Here is a 17,044-nt window from a genome sequence, read left to right as displayed (position 1 = left end):
ACAGTTCTAGATGTTGTGTGATTTATTATGGATGTTGTTAAAGTTACTGGAAGTAATAGTAAGCACAAGGTTTTCGTTTACGCTCTGAGTACCTGCGTCTGGTGCAAAATGACCAAACAGTACCTCAAAGACAACAACATTGACTACCAATACGTTGATGTGGACTTATGCACTGAAGATGACAAAGCCAAAATCCGCCAAGACATCCAAAACCGCGGTGGAGCCCTCAGCTACCCAACCACCATCATCGACGACAACAAAGTCGTCACGGGCTTTCGCAAAGACCTCCTTAAAGAGGCGCTGGAACTATGACCCCAATAACCATGGAGCAAACACGCAAACGCGCCGAATCCGACGCCAAAACCTTCGGGTACTACCTAATCAACGACCCGCAACTTCTGCAAGGACTTCTGGAAGGTCTTAAAACCAACGAGGAACGCTACAGCTACCCCAGCTGCCCCTGCCGCCTCGCCTCAGGCAACCTGGACTTAGACCGCGACATCATCTGCCCCTGTGACTACCGCGACCCCGACGTCGCCCAATACGGCTCCTGCTACTGCCGCCTCTATGTTAACAAAGAAGTTTACGAAGGCAAAAAGGAACTACCCAGTGTACCCGAACGCCGCCCCATCGATAAACAGGCAAAAGCCTTCCAAGCCGCCAGCATGCCCAAACAACCACAAGCCACACAAACCAAAGAAGAAACTGAAGAATTCGTTCAAATCATGCCCAAACTATGGTACTGCAAACAATGCGGCTACGTGGTTTACCGCGAAGAGCCACCCTACGTGTGCCCCATATGCAAAGCAAAACGGGAAATGTTTGCGGAGATAAAAGTAAAAGTTGAGTTCACCGGATAACCCGGCGGCTTTTACTCTTTTGTGACTTCGATTTCGATTTTTTCCCAGTTATCTCGGATGCCCTTTAGTGAGGACACGCCGCCCACGACGGTTCCTTGAATGAAGCGGGAAACAAACTCGTTAAGGGGAATATCTTTGCCATCCACCTTTAACTTTAAACCCAACAGTTTCACCTCAAAAGATGAGAGCCCCGTTTAAGTGTAAAAGTTTTTTGGACACTCTTTAGGCGCTATTTGATTTGGTTTTGGCGTTCAATCGGCGAATCGTTGGTGTGTATAAAGAAGCGGCAGCGTCTCCAACTGTTATCCTGTTTCTTCATCGCTACCGGTCTAAGGCGGCACATGTAAAAGACCAGTGCACCGTTTTTCCAATAACTCTCTAAATTGCGGCATTCGCTACACTTCACGTATCCGTTTTCGTAGCCTTTTTCACTCATGCCCAAAACCACCCGTGGCGTTAATGCCAACAGCAATGACCAAGGAAACGTGGTTAGAGCGAAGCTGGCAAGTGTTGTCAAGTCCTCCCATCGTAAATGCTCCACAAGTGGGAGGGAAAAGTTTGGATAAATGGGTTTTTGTTAGGTTTTCTTGACAAAAAAAACGTTCAAGCTGTTCACAAACCAGAACAAGATAGTCAAGGTTTCTTGACCAACTGTTTCGTTTCTGGAACAGAATGCTTGGCAAAGATTTTTCTAAGGAAACAGCGTAGAACACTTGGGGCGCAGAATGTCTTCAGAGGATGAAATCTACTCCACTATGTTCAGTTCACTTAAGCATCCTGCCCGCCGCAAAATTCTGCGCATGCTCTCTGAGAAACCTCTCACATTCTCACAAATGCTTGAAGCCTTAGACGTATCCAGCTCGCATTTGACTTACCATCTGGAAAGTTTAGGGGAACTCGTATCCAAAACTGAGGATGGAAAATACCGACTGACCAGCTTTGGCGAAGTGTCCGTGAACACAATGCGGAAAGTGGAGGAAGCCCCTGCAACTCAGCCCAAAAGCTTGTCAGCGTTGCCTCTTCGATGGAAATCTCTGTTCACAATTCTCGCCATCTGCGTATTGCTTTTAGCAAGCTTATCAGCCATACAGTATGCCTCGTTGGCTGAAATGTCCAAAACCCAAAACAACCTGCAAGCCAGCTTGGACCAAGTAAACTTGGAGAATCAGCAGTTGCTCTCGTGGGGGTCAGGCACCGACAAAGCCGTCGTTTTCATGAAAGATGTGGCTCAAATTGACATAACCAAATACCAAGCAACCCTCTTGAGCGATACAGTACAATATCGCACGGATTTAGGGGGAGTTTTAGAGGAGGTTCTCAAGTATTCACTCATCAGCAGCCAAAGCCGCATCGACATTGTTTTACGTTACCGAAACAACCACTTCTCCCGCTACCAACTCTACCTTGAGGAAGGCTCACCAATTTATTCTCAGCCTCAACCCAACAACCCCATAGCCGCCACACAAGCACTCCTTGAAAGATACATGAACTACACTAACGAGGCGTACTTGCAAGATATGCGCAGCTTGATGGCGTCGGCAACGTTGGAGAGCAATGGCACAGTCTTAGACCACACTAAACTGCGAATTTCGGGTTTTCCTAACAATCAAGAAGTTTTGCTTATGTACTCGCAGGATGGGGTTGACTTCTCAGCTAAAAGCCTGCGTGCCGTCTACCAAAACGGCTTTTTAACGGAGTTCACTGACGGCTGGTTTCTGCTTTCGGTAGGAAGCACCCAAATAAACATCAACCAGCAACAAGCTATCCAAATTGCCTTAGACTACGCAGAAAAATATTCTTGGACAGTGAATGGAACAGAAATCACCAATTTCACCATCCTTCAGTCAGAAGCGTCCGCACAGTTTGTTCCCCACCCCCGAGACGAAGCCTCACTGGAGTTAATTCCTTACTGGTATGTGACGTTGCCGCTGGACAAGGTTTACCCAGAGCAGGTTAACCGAATTGCGGTTGGAATTTGGGCTGACACGGGGGAGGTTGCGAACATTCAAACATTAAGCTGAGATGTTTGTGGTTGGCTGTGGAAAAAGGGGGTTCTTATAACTAAAAAAGGGGAAGTTTGAGTCGTTGCTTTTGGGTTTGTTTGTTTTCATGTGTCACCTCATTGTTGTTTTTGGCTACGTGCAAGCCTTAAGGCTTAAGTGAGCGGGGGTTGTGAGGTACCTTGCGGCGTTTTCTTCGAGATGTTTATTTAAGTTATTTTTCATTTTTTTCACCTTGCTTCCATACACACACATATGTTTGGAATAATATAAACCAATTTGAGATTTATTCATAACTTTTATGAAACACTGGATAGGTTTTCATCAAAACAGGAATTCACTGCACAACAGCAACACCATTCTATGCAAGCATACACAACTTAAATAGTGGCACAACCATAACTCCGCAACAACAACCACGCAAAAGCAGCACCCACCGGAAGGGACCAATTTTGAAAAAACCCGAAGAAGACCTTGAACCCAAAGCGCGAACCACAAAAATAATCCAACTCCTCGAAAAAGAACACCCCGACGCCAAAATCGCCCTAAACTTCTCCAACCCCCTTGAACTGCTAGTAGCAACCATGCTCTCAGCCCAAACCACCGACGTGCGGGTCAACCTCGTCACTAAAGCCTTATTCAAAAAATACACCAAACCCGAAGACTACGCCAACGCCCGCCTTTCGGAACTTGAAGAAGACATACGCTCCACAGGATTCTACCACAACAAAGCCAAGAACCTGCAAAAAACTGGGCAACTCTTAGTTGAGAAATTTCACAGCCAAATCCCTAAAACCATGGAAGAAATGCTGGAGCTCCCAGGCGTAGCAAGAAAAACAGCCAACATCGTTCTTTTCAACGCTTACGACATCACGGCGGGAATCGCAGTGGATACCCATGTACGCAGGCTTGCCCAACGTTTAGGACTGTCCGACAAAAAGGACCAAGACAAAATCGAGCAAGACCTCATGCAGTTGCTGCCCAAAGAGCAGTGGATGCACTTAACAGACCTGCTGATATTCCACGGCAGACGCGTATGTGACGCCAAAAAACCCAACTGCACAGGGTGCGTACTCAACAAGATTTGCCCCTCCGCCTTCACATTTGGCTAACTATAACAACGGATTTATACATCAACCATCCCCCTATGTACCTGAGAGGTTTCTTAATGTCCAACACAGCCCAATTAGGGAAAACGCCACAAGTGGGCGAAAAAGCCCCCGACTTCACCTTACCAGACACAGACATGAAACCACGAAGCCTAAGCGAATTTAAGGGGCAAAAAGTGGTTCTCGCATTTTTTGTAAGTGCCTTCACCAGCGTCTGCACTAAAGAAATGTGCACTTTTCGAGACAGCATGGCACGTTTAATTGACCTAAAAGCACAGGTGCTAGGCATCAGCGTCAATGACCCCTTTTCAAACAAAGGCTTTGCAGAAAAAAACCTTCTCGCCTTTCCGATTTTAAGCGACTACAACCGAGCCACCATACAAGCCTACAACCTACAAATGCCCGACTTCGCAGGGCTCAAAGGCTACGTCGCGGCGAAACGCAGCATTTTTGTTCTTGACAGGGAAGGCATAGTGCGTTATAAATGGACAACAGAAGACCCAACAGTGGAGCCCAACTACGACGAAATAGCCCAAATTCTAGCCAAAATCCAATAAATCTTCTTTTCCCAATACTTCAGCTACATGGATTCTACTTCCACGAGTTCAAACTTTATCAGTTTTGGGTAAATCCAATATGCCTTGATGAAGTCCTCGATTGATTGGTCTACGTCCAAAACCTTAAAGAACGCCACGTTTTCTGGAGGAACACCCTCCACGTCTCGGGCAGTGTACACCTTTAACGATGCAACATACGCGTTACCCAACTCAATGCTCTGCAAGGAAACGGCTTCAGGAACGTCTATGGCTATTGGAAAATTTGTTTGCAGGTCGACAGCGGCAATTTTGCGGACGCCATCGTTTTTGGCTTTAACGGAAACAGTTCGGCGGTCAAAAATTCGGTAAACCCAAGTGGTGTTGTTTTTTGGAGAGGTAGACAAAACAGCACTTCCTTTTGTAACATTTGTTTCTTTACGTTAATGCTTTTCGGGTCATCAAATGAAGAATTTGGGCAATGCTTTAAAAGGTAACCGCTGCATAACAACAGTCACTGTGAGAAAAAGATGAATAACTGGAAAATCGTCAGCCAAATTGCGTCGGGGTTCGGAATAGTCTTTGTTGCCTTCGCGGCACTCACTGCATTCATAAACTTCCAAGCCATCAACATCCAAGCAGAAATTCAGCGCTCCATCCTTCCATCAGATTACCTTCAAGTTTACGTCTTGGACTCAATGTTGCCATTTTTACTTTTTGCAGTTCTCTCATTTGTAGTAGCAGCAGTCACTATGCGCAATGCCAGAAGCGAAACCGATGAAGAGGAACAGCTGCCCTCAACACAGCCTGAACCTGAGTCACCCGCCGAATGAGCTACTTCTCCAACAATACACGTTTCTAGTTTATTTTAACGATGTAACTGCCCACAGAAGCGGAAAATGATGCGTACTTAGCAAACGTTTTTAACAGAACAAGTTCCATTAACGCGTTAAAAGAGCAAGATGATGTCCGGGGAGAGAAAGTAGACATGGCTACGCAGGACGATGGCATTTCGGCTAACGCGTCCGAAAAAGCCGAGGATAATCGAATGGTTATTCCGTCCTTAGCAGTGGCAGGGTTTGCAGTGGCCATTTCTGCACCCATGCTGTCGCTGCTAACCGTTGACATTGCAGCCTCCTTTAACGTTCCCGTCGGCGTCGCTGCACAACTCAGCACCGTCAACAACGCCGCTGAAGTAATTTTCGCTCTTTTGATGGGCGCCTTAACCATACGGTTTAGACACAAATCACTCTTGCTAATCGGAACGCTTTTAGTGATTGTTTCCGCCATTGTTGGATTTTTTGCACCTACACTAACGATCCTTCAGCTTGCGTTTGCATTGGAAGGAGGCGGAACAGTGATGGTGAACGTGATGTCATTTACACTCATTGGAGAGTTTATGCCTGCACAAAGAAAAGCAAAAGCCGTAAGCTACATCATGGCAATCATAAACTTAGCGGCACTAGTGGGCAACCCACTAATTGTAGGCGTAACCAACGTTGGCGGCTGGAGGTCAGTATTCATGTTTCTGGTCCTCCCAATCTCAACGATAGGGCTCCTCTTGTCAATAATAAGCCTCCCATCATTTATCACAAAAAACAAAGGCTCTATCCAACCAGTAGACTACATAAAAAGCTTCAAACAAGTACTCTCAAACCGTTCAGCATCAGCCTGCCTACTAGGCTTCATCTTTGCAGCAGCAGGAAACGGAAGCTTTGGAGTGTTCGCCATAGCATACTATAGAGAATATTTTTTGGTTTCCAGAGACGCCACGGTCCTTATCATGCTGGCGGTTTCAGGTTTATTCATAGTTTCAGCCTTGTTTGTAGGCCACATCGTTAACAGAATTGGAGCCAAAAAAATAAGCGTCATAGGCATGCTACTAACGAGCGTTTTTGGGATAGCCTTTTTCTTGGCGCCCACCCTTGAAACGGCTCTGACGTTTAACATGTTCCAAGCATGGTTTTTCTCCTTTGCCGGGACAGCGTTTAGCTGTTTGGTTTTAGACCAGGTCCCGCAGTCACGGGGCACAATGTTGTCGCTCAAAAGCGTCAGCGGAAGCATAGGAAGCGCCATAGGCGCCGCCGTAGGAGGAACACTGCTGGTGCTGTTTTCGTATCAAGCGGTGGGCTGGGCGTTTGGAGGAATCTGTGCGGTATCAGCCGTTATTTACTTGCTTTTCACAAAGGACCCGCCAAAAGAAATCTGCGGATACTAAAACAGAGATAGCAAAACTTGAAAGAACAACGGCGAGAGCAAGGTTGCACAAAAGGCTAGTTGCCCTCTTGAAGCTACGATTCTAGAATTCAAGTCCAGCCTTTTGCTTTCATGATTTCCTCATATGCCTGTTGAATTTTGATGAAGCGGTCATGAGCCATTTTAGTAAACTCGGGATTTTTAACGTGAGCAACTTTGTCAGGATGCCAAATCTGCACAAGATCATAATATGCTTTCTTAACCTGCTCTTTTGTTGCATTCTTTGGCACTCCCAACGTTGCGAAGTAACCATTCAAATTTGCGCTACCTTGCCGGCTTTCTCGCTCCGCTCTTTGTCTTTCGCTTCTTTCACGCTGGGCCTTTTCCTGCTCCGCCTTCTCACGTTGGGCTCTTGCGCGTTCGTTTCTTTCTCGTTCAGCTTTTTCACGCTCGCCGCGTGCAAACGCTTCCTCAGTTTGTCTTTTGCTTCCGTTATGTTTTTTCTTTCTCTGCTGCAGGACCGTTGCGACTGCTGCGACAGCACCAATGGGAACTATCAAGGCTATTACCCCCAAGACTAAGGGGCTGTTGAAGAGGGAAGGCGCAGGGGAGGGGGAAGGCGAATTCGTTGGCACCGTAGGAGAAACCACTGCGGACTGGGTAGGGGTGACTTTTGGGCTAGCTGAGGAAGTAGACGTAGGTGGAGGAGTTTGTGTTGGGGAAAAGGTCACGGATATTTCGTGGTTGTTTCGGATATCGGTTAACTTGTAAGTTGACAGGTTCCCTTGTGACACGCCATCTACCGTAACGTCCAAGATGTGGTACCCAAAGTCAGGGGTTATAGTAAACGTGAAGGATTCACCAAAGGTTGTGAACATAGCGCCCGACGGGTCAATTGTGCCTCCGGGTCCCGCAGACGCTGTGACCATGAAATCGGCTGAAGGCGGAAGGGTGGGTGTAGGCGTAGGTTCTGATGTGGGAGTGGGCGTCGGAGTTGGTGTTGATGTGGGTCCAGGCGTTGGTGTAGGTGTAGGTGACGGCGTGGCGGTGGGGTCTCTAATTGTTATCTCAGTACTGGTCATTTTGTTATCTGTCGTCATTGCTTCGAATGGAACCGCTTTTGCCGTTACAGAGATGGTATATTTGCCGAAAGCAATTTTTGTGGTGTCCCATTGAAAATTCAAGTTCTTTTTTTCCTGAGAGGTAAGATTGTTGACAACAATTGTATCTATTAGGTTTGAACCGTAAGAGGCAGTTACATTAAACGTTTCAGCGTAGTCTCCAAGGTTAGATACTTCAGCGGAGATATTGAGGACATCTCCGGGAAAGGCTGAAGTTTTATCTGGGGAAACCGCTGTGACTGCAACATTATGCATGGGAATTGGATGAGTACACTGAACAGTGTAAGTCATATCACCATGCCAGGGGGGCGAAATTCTCAACAACAAATCGTTTGTAGTTTTGGCGTAAAACTGGAAGATGTGATTCGGATTTCTGGGTGTATCCGTAGTCGTTCCCCCAATCGTATCAATGACTGACAAATCTGTATACATAAGTTGACTTTCCCAATCCCAGAAATCTTCACCAGAAACAACCAACAAAAACAAATCGCCAGCGTGAACATTGGAAATCGTCCAGTAATCAAATCCCCCATTTTTAACAAGACCACTTCCCGCGTATGGCATCGGTTGCCTAGAAAGTTGGTGGGTACTCTGAACTGTGTAACTTTTTCCAGGATTTGCTGTGATTCTCAACAGGAGGTCAGAGGTTGTGTTAGCAATGAACTGAACGGCTTTGTCGGATAGGTCAATGACAGTGAAATTTGGGTACGAAAGTTGGAATTCAACGTCCCCAACAATTGTTAACAATACTAAATCGCCTTTGGAAACGTCTGAAATCCACCAGTAGTCAACATGCCCCGCTGAGACAGCATCAGAAACTGTGAAGGGTTGAGTTTGAGCAGTTACTGGGAAGCTAAAAGAAGAAATGCCGAAAAAGGACAGGGCTAAAATTGATAAGAGAACTAAAGCATGCCCTTGCCTTTCATCCATAAAGGGCACTAGATTTTTCGGGGGTTCATATATTTTTTGGTTGTGCTTGTCAATACAAATTGTTCTCTGACCAAAAATTGCGCCAAAGAGTATAAACTTGTGGAAAAAGGGTGATGGTTCAAAAAAAAGCTAATTGCTTTTCAGTTACCGATTTACCCCGAACCTACCCCAAAACCCGACATACTTCTTCAGAAGGCCAATTTCGGTTTCTACTTTTTCCAAATCTTTGTCTAAAGCCCAAATCAAGTACTCTATGTTTCTAAGGGCATCACGTAAGCGGTCTGCGTTTTGGGCAGTGTAATGCCCTGTTACGCGGAGCCAAATTACAGACGCTTCAGTCATTTCTTCCATTTTGGATAGGTTCTTATTTTTGACTGCTTCCAAAAGGTCCATTCGGTCTACTCGGTGCAGTTCTACAATTGTTTGGGCATCTTTTTCTGCGAGTCTCTTGTTTGGATGTTTATCCAAGTAGTCAGCTAACTTTTCCAGTTCAACGATTTTTTCTTTGAAATCACGAATTTGTTCCTGGTAAGAGCTAAGCTGTTGCATGATCTGGTTTCGCAGGTCATTTTCAAGATTTCTTTTTTCTGTGAGGGATTGTTGAACCTTGTGGAAGGCATAGGCGAATGATTCGTCTGATAAATAGCCGTAGGTTGTGGTCGTTGTGGTTGTTGTGGAGTAGTGTTGTGTAGCGTCTGTTGTTTTGCGTCCTATCTGGACGATTTCAGAGAAACCTAAGAGCATAGCAGCAAGGTCAGTGTAAATTTCGTTGTGTTTTTGAGGATGCCAAAGTGAATGCATAACCACATGGGAGAGTTCATGTGCCATAACTGCCACGAAGGTGTCAGGGTTTTTTGTGCATTCCTCACTTACTTGCACTTTGATGGGGAGCCCAGTTAAGGCAGACGAGCCATAAAGGGGGAGACGGTCGGGAAGGAAGACTTGGGCAGCCACAGTTTGGGTTGGCTGCGAGGAATAAGTTGGAACCCCGTTCACCCTATTTTTGTCGCCGTACAAGTTCTGTGGAGTCACGGTTAGAATTATTGAAACCGGCAACCCAAGGTAATTCGCGATTGCGGTTATGCATTCTTGGATTTTTCCTGCATGCAAAGGTTCCAGCATTGCTTTTGGAGAAATACTTTCTTTAACTCCAAGCAAAGCGGTCAGTTCTTCGATGGCGGCATCAATATATTCGTTAGAGACTTGAGTCACAAGCATCCCCGAAGAAGTATATCTAGAGCCAACCAGCAAACGAAGCCTTTGCCATCGCAGTCGTTCATAATGGCGTTATTACGTGCTCGTTTAATTAGAGTTTTTTGGGAAAAAGTTCAACCGCTGATTTTTGTTTGGGGAGGCAGCGTGTGGGATATTGTGGATTTTGAAAAGTTGTGTGATGCCAAGGGATAGCATAAGCCGTCCTTGAACCGTTGTTACATGATTGACAGGTTGATGCTAATTTCGTACACACCGTTTGGTGCACATAGAAAGGGTCTTCTCAATTCCTGCTACTTGATTATCCGTTGAAGAGGTTTGGTTCCAAAGAAAAGGTAGCTTAAAGAAAGCCAAATAAATGTTTGATTTAACTGAAGTGAAGGTGCCTCGGAAAAGTCTACCAAGGCAATATGAGGAGGCAGATACGCTTTTGATGGCTTATGAAAAACGAAACCCGAATGCCTAAAGCCGTCTCCCTAAAACGTGGGCAGGGCAAATAAAACCCACAGAACACCCAAACGCCCCCAAAGCAACATGAACACGGTTCTCGGTTCGTGTCAACGGAAAAGAGAAGTCAGCGAGTACACAAAGTTGATTTGCAGGTGCTAACGGCAGGGAGATTAGAGAAACTGACAACTACATTTGAAAAGCGTCAACAAAAAAAGGATGCGTGCAAGCAGTTCTTAGCTGCTTGTTAGCCTGTTACAGTTTGGCGGGTTTGCTTTGTTTTCGTTTTGACACAATCTTCAACGAGGCGAGCGCTACGATGCCCGCTGAAAAAGCTGCCAACGTTCCAGAAGGCGACTCGGGAAGTTCAAAAAAAGTCAAGGACATCGCCATCGTCCTCAATCTTGTCAAATACTCCAATTAGGTTTACGGGTGCAGAAGTGTAACGTACACGGATTTCATACATTCGATGTGGGATATCAGAGTTAGGTGAAGGACCAAAAGAGGAACCAGCCGCGAAGTCATATTCGGGGTCAGTTGTCACATCAGAGCCATCAAGAAGCAGGGATGCTGTTCCATCAACATTGACCGTAATTATCATAACGGCACCATCTGCAAATGTTATCTTAAAGTAGTTGAAGTCGCCCGCGTTAGGTGAAACATCGATAGCGATGTCATGCATCATATAAATGTAGTCGTTTTGGTAAATGTAATATCCATAAGAACCCAAATCAGTGGGGTTGGCCCTGCTGTATTCATAGCCAGCCCATTCATTGACCCCAGGGTATCCAGTGAATTCACCATCACTGACATCTACAGGGTAGCTTTGGCAACTCGCCAAACCTGTAGTTCCAAGAAGTATTACAAAAGCTGCTGTAACAAACAAAAGTTTATTAAATTTCTCAGCCCTCATACATATTCTCCTCAATTATAGATGCGTTTAAGTGCTTCTGAAAAATACCCATACATATTTTGTGCAGGAAACAACATGTGTTTGATTTGAATACCAAGATTGAATATACAGATTGGCGGGCGGTTTAATTCAAAAGTTACAAGCGCATATTTTGAGAAAAAAGATTTTTGGAGAATTTGTTGGTGCCGAGGGCAGGGTTTGAACATGCGACAACTCGGTCTTCAGCCGAGCGCTCTCCCAGGCTGAGCTACCTCGGCACGCAGCATTGGGAGTGACCACATCCAAGAATGAGGAGAACCGTTTTAAAGTTTTCTGCCCGCCCCGAATCTGCAGTGTTCATGTTCGTGGGTTTTAGAGGTACACCAAGTGGGTTAGGATGTAGCCTGCCAGTCCGCTGGCGGTAAAGCAGAGAAAAATCAGGAATTGCTCATGGTCTTTTGCTAATTCGAAGCTGGGTTTCTTCATTTCTGTGTTGCACCTGCCTTTGGTGTGGGCGTTGGAGGGGAAAGGTTTTATGAAGGGCGAATATGTAGTTTTCATCTACCGCTGGGCAATTGGGCCGTTAGTCTAGTTGGCTAGGACGTCGCCCTCACGCGGCGAAGATCACCGGTTCAAATCCGGTACGGCCCACCACACACCATCAAAGAAGGAAACGGGTTTCTGTGGTCAACGTCGTCATTGGGTCTGTTTTAAGGTGGCAGGTTTTTCCCTGTTCAGGATTATTTTGTTGGTCATACCGTAGCTTTTCCGGGTTATCAGCCCTTTAAGTTCAAGGTAATCGAGGATTCGGGTTATCTTCGTTTTGGGGAACCCCGTTTTTATGTGTAGGTCGCTTTGCAGAATTTCGCCGTTAGCTTGGACTATTTCGTTGAGGACTTTGCGTCGGTCGCCGTCTAGCAGGTGGAGGGCAAAGGCTAAGTCAATTTCTGAGGCTTCGGGGTTCGGGTTAGATGAGAGGGTGGTGTGTTTTGTGTCAAAGGAGTTTGCGAACAGGAGATAGAAGCTGCTTGCGGCTAGGATTATGGTTGCGACGCTGATTATGGCTACGTCAAGCTGGGTGTATCGGAGGATTTCGCCAACGATTATGGGGTCTTCTCCGGGTATGATTATGCGGGTGGAGGTAGGCATGAGGACTTTGAGGGCGAAAGTGAAGGCTGAAACTGCAAACAACACCGCCATGAGCACGGTTTTTTGCATCGTTTTCATTTGCGGCGCCTCCGGTTTAGAAAGAAAGGGAGGTTTAGGTTGCGGTTGGTTTTCACGTCTTTTTCCCTCTTAGGTTTTCTCGATTGATAGGGCGTAGAGGGTGTCAGGTGCGGTGAATTTTCCTGTGACAGTGACTGTGTCGCCGTTGCTGATGTTGGATACGTCAACGGTTGCGTCTTGGTGGCTGTAGAATACGGTTACGGTGTTGTCCAGCACGAACAGGGAGCCGAAAACTTCGCCCAAAACACTTACTTTACCCGTGACCGTTACGACTACGCCGTCGTATTCGGAGGCGTTTTGGATGAGTTCTTGGGGAAGCATCGTGTTGGTTTGGATTTTTGGTTTGCGAGCCTCGGGTTGGATGTCGGTGTTGGTGACTTGGTTGTGGGTTAGGTCCACGGTGGCTTTGGCTGTTTGGACGCCAAACTCGTCGCCGTAGTCCGTGGTAAGTTGTATAGTGACTACTGCAAAGCCTTCTTTGGGGGTAAGTGTGATGTCGCCGTTGACTTCGTGTATGTCAAAGATTTCGGAGGCGGTGGCGGTGTAGTTGGTGGTGGCGTTTATCAGTTGCTGTATCTGGGGAACTGCCAATGCAAGGTTAATAGCCGCTTGACGTTCCTCGGCAGAGAGGATAAGAGTAACTGATGCAGTTTGGATACTGATTTCGGCCTCGTCAACGGCGCCAAAACTCTGAAAAACATGTGTTGCCTGCGCTACAACAGCAGAGCCAATGGACACCAAGAGCAGGAGACCCAACAGAGCTAACCTTTTTGTTTTTTCCATTTTTCTTCACCAATTTTTTCGGTAAGCTCACAATACCTGAAACAACCCTAATGGGTTACGTGAAATGCATTTCAAATACAGCAAAATATGCAGTTAACCCTTATTTACAACTATTGCACGTTCATTTTTACTGGGGCTCTGAGGTTACTACATGTTTGATAGCTGATTTTCTATGACATCATCAAAGAAGCCATGATGTTCCGTTCCGCTCTTCTCAAATGTTCCCCAACAGTTCCTTTATGAGCAAGTTTTCCTGAAAACAAGCAAGTTTAGAGTACAGAAAAAGTTATACCCAAAAATTAAGGGGATTAAACCGTGCGTGGTGCGCGTGAATTTTTGCTATGAAACCAAGGCTTTGCTAAGCTGGGCGGGTTTGGCAAACATGAGGCAGTGACCTTCGTCGGGGAAAACCTCCACTTTGGCGCCTTGGAGGATTTCGGCGATTTTTTGGGCGTTGTCCACGGGGCAGGTTTTGTCTTGGGCGCCCTGCCAAAGCGTCACTTTGCCGTTGGGAATCTGTTTGAGGGGTTCATTCCAGGGTTTCATGAAAAGCATATGCTCCTGGTAAACCGCTTTTACGCTGCAGCCGTCTTGCCTAAACCCTTCCTCCATTGCACCGTACATAACTTTGAGCCATGCCAAGTCTGAAAAAAAGCAGGCGTCAGGTTTCGGCCAGTCGGCAACCATGTTTTTTCCACTGCGTGAAGCCAAGTAGCCTTCGAGGTCGTGGTTAGCATTAAAAACTGACCGCCGAAACATGCTTAACCCGAATTTTGCAATCAAGGGGCTTTTCATGGCGAATTTTACCAGTGGGTTTCCGTTGTGGGCTGTTGCGGGGTCAAATGGTAGTGAGGGGCAGCCGACGGCTACGAGGCGTGTTACCCGCTGCGGGTTTAGTGCTGTGTAGGTGAGGGCGAAGGGTCCGCCTCCTGACCAGCTGAGCACCGCAAACTCGTCTATGCCAAGGTGGTCTGCAAGGGCGGTAACGTCGGGGCAGAAGTCTCGGAGTTGGGTGCGGTCGTTGAACGTGGATAAGCCGTATCCGGGTCGGTCGATGCCGATTAGGCGTAGGTTGCCGTGGGTTGTGAGTTGTTTGAGGAGCTGGATTTCTAGGCGGCTGCTTGCGGTGCCGTGAAAGTAGATGACTGGGGTACCTGTGCCTTCTTGGGCGTATCCAAGTTGTCTGCCGTCGGGCAGGGTGAAAGTTTGACTTTGGCTGCTCATGGCTACTCCGCGGGTTTACCAGAGGGTAAGATAGACGTTGCTGCCTTCTTTGTGGGCGCGTATGAGTTCACAGTGGCGTAGGGTGGCAAATTCGGATTCGAGAACGTCAGGTGTGAGGTTGATGGTTTGCTGGATTTCGTCGCGGGTGATTTGGCGTCGTTCCATGATGAGAAGGTAGATTTTTTTCTGCTGCTCAGTTAACCCTTCAGCGCCTTTTTGCCCCATTTGCTTGCGTAGCGAAACTGCTGAGGCAACAGCGAGGGGGTCGCAGGCTTTGGGCGGGTTGGATGCCTCCATGTAGCATTCCTCGCATAGGATTTTGCCGCCGGACTCTATGGCTTCCTCATCTGTAAGGTCGCAGCCACAAAAACTGCATTGCTTCATAATCAACATTCCTTCAGTTTAACTGTGCGTTCCTGCCTATTTTTCTTTTTGCCCCAAAACCGCCGTGCAGCCAGATGTTAGAGGTTGGCGGCGTTAAGAAACGCCCAAAACTCCTCGACCGTGCGGATTTCGCGGAGCTCAAGGTAGTCGGGCTTAAAATCAGCGTCTTGCCCAATGCAGGTTTTGTAGTAGCCAACGGTGTGAGGGTAATGCAGGTCAAGTTCGACACGGTCCAAAACTTCACCCAACGTAAGGCGCTGCACGCTTTGGGGGCTGCCGTTTTGCTGCTCCAAAAGCACAACAGCATAGTCTCGGTACTTGCCGCAGTTACCGCTGGCGGGGAAACTGATGACCCAGTTGAGTTCTTGAAAATGGAACTTTTTGCTCTGGCTTTCCATCAAGGCTTACATCACACTGGTGTATTTAGGGTTTTAACGAACGTTAAGTAGGCATCAAACATCATTTAAATCTATAATTCTATTCCAATGTTTTTTTGCTATTTTAAAGTTAGTTCCTTCAGGATTCTTGAATACATCCATAGATGAAAGAATTTTGTCCTTTCGACATTTATCTTGAAGAATTGGTCTGTCAACGAATAATTTTGTGTATTTTATGATGACACTGGGCTTTTTCAAAAATTTCATCACATCATCTTTTTTTCGGTAATGTAATGCTTGTTCTGGAGCAAGAGCGCTCTTTTGTGGATATGTTGTTACCAGACCCATCGCAAGTATTCCCCCATTTTCACCTGAGCACCAAATAACTGCCTTGTCATCTTTGCAGATAAATCTAATATACCGACTTGTTAACCACTGCTCGGTTTCTGGCTTTGAGCGAATCCAGCCAAACCAATCGTAAGTTTCAGGGTTGAATTGGAACATCCAGTATTTCGATGGAAGATGCGGTGTAAGATTACTTTTACAAGTAGGACAAAATTTGTTTGACCCCAAATCGGTACTTGAGAATACTTTGCGGCATTTTTCACATTGGTATTCGCTACTGGGTCCCAGATACGCGTCCTCCCATTAATTCCAAATAATGGGAAGTGTTTTAAATTTAATATTTGGGGTCTGCGCCTGTTGTTCGTCATCTTTCCCAATCAGACTGGGACGGCAACATCATCCCCCAAGGGTAACAGTCGTCCCAGTTGAATAAAAGGGCTCTGCGAAAAAGGAGGAAATAAAACAATGAAACAAAAACTTGAACAAACCCAAAAAAGCCCTACTCAACTCGGAAAGATGAACATAACAAACGTCATGTTATGGATGACAAAAAATGGCTACGAGGAAACCACAGTTAGAAAAGTAGCCAAGCTCCTGAGAAATTTGGAAAGAAGCTGTGACACTTCAGACCCCGAAGCAGTAAAACTTCACATAGGAAAACGCAAAGTCTCCAACGGTCACAAACAGAACCTTATCGAAGCTTATACTTGCTTTGTCAAATCAGTTGACGCAAAATGGCAACAGCCATTTTATCCACGCTACAGCAAGAAACGTAAAGCCCCCAAAGAAGAATTAGTTGATTTTTTGATTAATCATGCAAGAATTGAAATGAGTGTTAAACTTTCGATGAGTAAGGATTTAGGAACACGACCAATTGAGCTAACGTGGCTAAAGCTTAGAGACATCGATTTAGCAACAGGAATTGTATCAATCACAGGCGCGAAACATACAATCGGGCGTGAAGGAAAGCTTAGAACTAAATCGTTAGAGCTTTTAAAAACCTACATCATTAACAAGCGTCTAGGCGCTAATGACAGCCTCTTTAAGACAACAAGCGAGAACTTTGGAAATAATTATCGCCATTGCAGAAACCTCATAGCTAAAAAGTACGATAAACCAGAACTGAAGCAGATTCAATTGTACGACTTTAGACGGTTTAGTGGTTCTAAGGCTTACCACCAAACAAAGAGCCTACTATTTGTTAAGCAAATGCTAGGGCACAAACATGCCAACCAGACCGAACACTACATCAGCCTATTTGATGAAGCATCAAGCACATGGATTCCAGTTGTTTGCAGAACGAAAGAAGAAATTGAACAAGCCATCAAAGACGACTGCATACTCGTGTGCCAAGCAGATGGAATAACATACTTCAAAAAACCAGCATAACCCCCACACTTTCAG

General features: G+C 46.1%; 22 protein-coding genes and 2 tRNA genes. 9 read left to right on the top strand and 15 right to left on the bottom strand.

Annotated elements, in window-relative coordinates; genetic code table 11:
- The first annotated feature begins 27 nt into the window (after nucleotides 1–27).
- Together ACBZ72_00495 and ACBZ72_00490 are read left to right on the top strand one after the other, a co-directional pair.
- A complete protein-coding gene (locus ACBZ72_00495; protein XES77375.1) occupies nucleotides 28–312 on the top strand; it encodes a glutaredoxin family protein in 285 nt (94 codons plus the stop codon).
- Entirely contained in the window at nucleotides 309–860 is a 552-nt protein-coding gene (locus ACBZ72_00490; protein XES77374.1) for a ferredoxin-thioredoxin reductase catalytic domain-containing protein, read from the top strand. Before ACBZ72_00495 ends, ACBZ72_00490 begins: the two co-directional genes overlap by 4 nt.
- Before the next feature lie 11 nt (nucleotides 861–871).
- Here the strand turns inward: ACBZ72_00490 and ACBZ72_00485 are convergent, their stop codons facing one another.
- The gene (locus tag ACBZ72_00485; GenBank protein XES77373.1) at nucleotides 872–1,024 is read right to left on the bottom strand and encodes a hypothetical protein; all 153 of its coding nucleotides are present in this window, start codon (nucleotides 1,022–1,024) and stop codon (nucleotides 872–874) included.
- Nucleotides 1,025–1,089: 65 nt separating this feature from the next.
- Nucleotides 1,090–1,377, bottom strand: coding sequence for a hypothetical protein (locus ACBZ72_00480; protein XES77372.1), 288 nt, complete (start codon nucleotides 1,375–1,377; stop codon nucleotides 1,090–1,092).
- A 208-nt stretch (nucleotides 1,378–1,585) separates the two neighbouring features.
- Here ACBZ72_00480 and ACBZ72_00475 point away from each other — a divergent pair, with 208 nt between their 5' ends.
- The 3 genes from ACBZ72_00475 (at nucleotide 1,586) to ACBZ72_00465 (ending at nucleotide 4,526) form a co-directional block, all read left to right on the top strand.
- On the top strand, nucleotides 1,586–2,881 hold the full coding sequence (locus ACBZ72_00475; protein XES77371.1) for a winged helix-turn-helix domain-containing protein: 1,296 nt from the start codon (nucleotides 1,586–1,588) through the stop codon (nucleotides 2,879–2,881).
- Nucleotides 2,882–3,312: 431 nt separating this feature from the next.
- Nucleotides 3,313–3,972 carry an endonuclease III gene (gene nth / locus ACBZ72_00470; GenBank protein ID XES77370.1) on the top strand — a complete coding sequence of 220 codons (660 nt, stop codon included), beginning with the start codon at nucleotides 3,313–3,315 and terminating at the stop codon, nucleotides 3,970–3,972.
- A gap of 56 nt (nucleotides 3,973–4,028) precedes the next feature.
- On the top strand, nucleotides 4,029–4,526 hold the full coding sequence (locus tag ACBZ72_00465) for a peroxiredoxin (protein ID XES77369.1): 498 nt from the start codon (nucleotides 4,029–4,031) through the stop codon (nucleotides 4,524–4,526).
- 23 nt (nucleotides 4,527–4,549) lie between these two features.
- Here ACBZ72_00465 and ACBZ72_00460 read toward each other — a convergent pair whose 3' ends face one another.
- Entirely contained in the window at nucleotides 4,550–4,909 is a 360-nt protein-coding gene (locus ACBZ72_00460) for a hypothetical protein (GenBank protein ID XES77368.1), read from the bottom strand.
- A 123-nt stretch (nucleotides 4,910–5,032) separates the two neighbouring features.
- Here ACBZ72_00460 and ACBZ72_00455 point away from each other — a divergent pair, with 123 nt between their 5' ends.
- Both ACBZ72_00455 and ACBZ72_00450 read left to right on the top strand, forming a co-directional pair.
- Complete coding sequence (locus ACBZ72_00455; protein XES77367.1) at nucleotides 5,033–5,335, top strand: hypothetical protein; 303 nt, start codon at nucleotides 5,033–5,035, stop codon at nucleotides 5,333–5,335.
- Between the two features lie 155 nt (nucleotides 5,336–5,490).
- Complete coding sequence (locus ACBZ72_00450) at nucleotides 5,491–6,720, top strand: MFS transporter (protein XES77366.1); 1,230 nt, start codon at nucleotides 5,491–5,493, stop codon at nucleotides 6,718–6,720.
- Nucleotides 6,721–6,808: 88 nt separating this feature from the next.
- On the opposite strand, the gene ACBZ72_00445 is transcribed toward ACBZ72_00450, so the two are convergent.
- From ACBZ72_00445 to ACBZ72_00420, 6 genes are all read right to left on the bottom strand, one after another.
- The gene (locus tag ACBZ72_00445; GenBank protein XES77365.1) at nucleotides 6,809–8,749 is read right to left on the bottom strand and encodes a DnaJ domain-containing protein; all 1,941 of its coding nucleotides are present in this window, start codon (nucleotides 8,747–8,749) and stop codon (nucleotides 6,809–6,811) included.
- A 144-nt stretch (nucleotides 8,750–8,893) separates the two neighbouring features.
- Nucleotides 8,894–9,961 (bottom strand): hypothetical protein, encoded by a 1,068-nt coding sequence (locus ACBZ72_00440; GenBank protein XES77364.1) that lies wholly within the window; start codon nucleotides 9,959–9,961, stop codon nucleotides 8,894–8,896.
- Nucleotides 9,962–10,663: 702 nt separating this feature from the next.
- On the bottom strand, nucleotides 10,664–10,789 hold the full coding sequence (locus ACBZ72_00435; GenBank protein XES77363.1) for a hypothetical protein: 126 nt from the start codon (nucleotides 10,787–10,789) through the stop codon (nucleotides 10,664–10,666).
- Nucleotides 10,776–11,321, bottom strand: coding sequence for a hypothetical protein (locus tag ACBZ72_00430; GenBank protein XES77362.1), 546 nt, complete (start codon nucleotides 11,319–11,321; stop codon nucleotides 10,776–10,778). The genes ACBZ72_00435 and ACBZ72_00430 overlap by 14 nt, the downstream gene beginning before the upstream one ends.
- Before the next feature lie 180 nt (nucleotides 11,322–11,501).
- Nucleotides 11,502–11,578: transfer RNA gene (locus tag ACBZ72_00425), tRNA-Phe, on the bottom strand.
- A 94-nt stretch (nucleotides 11,579–11,672) separates the two neighbouring features.
- Nucleotides 11,673–11,861, bottom strand: a complete 189-nt coding sequence (locus ACBZ72_00420; GenBank protein ID XES77361.1) for a hypothetical protein — start codon at nucleotides 11,859–11,861, stop codon at nucleotides 11,673–11,675.
- Nucleotides 11,862–11,877: 16 nt separating this feature from the next.
- Here ACBZ72_00420 and ACBZ72_00415 point away from each other — a divergent pair.
- Nucleotides 11,878–11,954 (top strand) — tRNA-Val (locus tag ACBZ72_00415).
- 42 nt (nucleotides 11,955–11,996) lie between these two features.
- Here the strand turns inward: ACBZ72_00415 and ACBZ72_00410 are convergent.
- The 6 genes from ACBZ72_00410 to ACBZ72_00385 all read right to left on the bottom strand — a co-directional run bounded on the left by ACBZ72_00410 (nucleotide 11,997) and on the right by ACBZ72_00385 (nucleotide 15,799).
- Nucleotides 11,997–12,527, bottom strand: coding sequence for a helix-turn-helix transcriptional regulator (locus ACBZ72_00410; GenBank protein ID XES77360.1), 531 nt, complete (start codon nucleotides 12,525–12,527; stop codon nucleotides 11,997–11,999).
- A gap of 69 nt (nucleotides 12,528–12,596) precedes the next feature.
- A complete protein-coding gene (locus ACBZ72_00405) occupies nucleotides 12,597–13,310 on the bottom strand; it encodes a hypothetical protein (protein ID XES77359.1) in 714 nt (237 codons plus the stop codon).
- 339 nt (nucleotides 13,311–13,649) lie between these two features.
- Nucleotides 13,650–14,534: an alpha/beta fold hydrolase gene (locus tag ACBZ72_00400; protein ID XES77358.1), complete on the bottom strand. Its 885-nt coding sequence runs from the start codon at nucleotides 14,532–14,534 to the stop codon at nucleotides 13,650–13,652.
- Between the two features lie 15 nt (nucleotides 14,535–14,549).
- Nucleotides 14,550–14,918: a hypothetical protein gene (locus ACBZ72_00395; GenBank protein ID XES77357.1), complete on the bottom strand. Its 369-nt coding sequence runs from the start codon at nucleotides 14,916–14,918 to the stop codon at nucleotides 14,550–14,552.
- A 77-nt stretch (nucleotides 14,919–14,995) separates the two neighbouring features.
- A complete protein-coding gene (locus tag ACBZ72_00390) occupies nucleotides 14,996–15,319 on the bottom strand; it encodes a hypothetical protein (protein XES77356.1) in 324 nt (107 codons plus the stop codon).
- 51 nt (nucleotides 15,320–15,370) lie between these two features.
- The gene (locus ACBZ72_00385; GenBank protein XES77355.1) at nucleotides 15,371–15,799 is read right to left on the bottom strand and encodes an EVE domain-containing protein; all 429 of its coding nucleotides are present in this window, start codon (nucleotides 15,797–15,799) and stop codon (nucleotides 15,371–15,373) included.
- A 306-nt stretch (nucleotides 15,800–16,105) separates the two neighbouring features.
- On the opposite strand from ACBZ72_00385, the gene ACBZ72_00380 reads away from it, so the two are divergent.
- A complete protein-coding gene (locus tag ACBZ72_00380; GenBank protein ID XES77354.1) occupies nucleotides 16,106–17,029 on the top strand; it encodes a site-specific integrase in 924 nt (307 codons plus the stop codon).
- Nucleotides 17,030–17,044 lie beyond the last annotated feature (15 nt).

The organism is Candidatus Bathyarchaeia archaeon (assembly GCA_041447175.1).
GTDB lineage: Archaea > Thermoproteota > Bathyarchaeia > Bathyarchaeales > Bathycorpusculaceae > JADGNF01.
This window is presented reverse-complemented; position numbering and strand designations above follow the sequence as displayed.

Coding starts and splice junctions, on each gene's coding strand:
- ACBZ72_00475 (XES77371.1), top strand. CDS start 1,586: ATGTCTTCAGAGGATGAAATCTACTCCACTATGTTCAGTTCACTTAAG.
- ACBZ72_00430 (XES77362.1), bottom strand. CDS start 11,321: ATGAGGGCTGAGAAATTTAATAAACTTTTGTTTGTTACAGCAGCTTTT.
- ACBZ72_00465 (XES77369.1), top strand. CDS start 4,029: ATGTCCAACACAGCCCAATTAGGGAAAACGCCACAAGTGGGCGAAAAA.
- ACBZ72_00400 (XES77358.1), bottom strand. CDS start 14,534: ATGAGCAGCCAAAGTCAAACTTTCACCCTGCCCGACGGCAGACAACTT.
- ACBZ72_00455 (XES77367.1), top strand. CDS start 5,033: ATGAATAACTGGAAAATCGTCAGCCAAATTGCGTCGGGGTTCGGAATA.
- ACBZ72_00490 (XES77374.1), top strand. CDS start 309: ATGACCCCAATAACCATGGAGCAAACACGCAAACGCGCCGAATCCGAC.
- ACBZ72_00385 (XES77355.1), bottom strand. CDS start 15,799: ATGTTCCAATTCAACCCTGAAACTTACGATTGGTTTGGCTGGATTCGC.
- ACBZ72_00405 (XES77359.1), bottom strand. CDS start 13,310: ATGGAAAAAACAAAAAGGTTAGCTCTGTTGGGTCTCCTGCTCTTGGTG.
- ACBZ72_00450 (XES77366.1), top strand. CDS start 5,491: ATGGCTACGCAGGACGATGGCATTTCGGCTAACGCGTCCGAAAAAGCC.
- ACBZ72_00380 (XES77354.1), top strand. CDS start 16,106: ATGAAACAAAAACTTGAACAAACCCAAAAAAGCCCTACTCAACTCGGA.
- ACBZ72_00420 (XES77361.1), bottom strand. CDS start 11,861: ATGAAAACTACATATTCGCCCTTCATAAAACCTTTCCCCTCCAACGCC.
- ACBZ72_00495 (XES77375.1), top strand. CDS start 28: ATGGATGTTGTTAAAGTTACTGGAAGTAATAGTAAGCACAAGGTTTTC.
- ACBZ72_00395 (XES77357.1), bottom strand. CDS start 14,918: ATGAAGCAATGCAGTTTTTGTGGCTGCGACCTTACAGATGAGGAAGCC.
- ACBZ72_00410 (XES77360.1), bottom strand. CDS start 12,527: ATGAAAACGATGCAAAAAACCGTGCTCATGGCGGTGTTGTTTGCAGTT.
- ACBZ72_00445 (XES77365.1), bottom strand. CDS start 8,749: ATGGATGAAAGGCAAGGGCATGCTTTAGTTCTCTTATCAATTTTAGCC.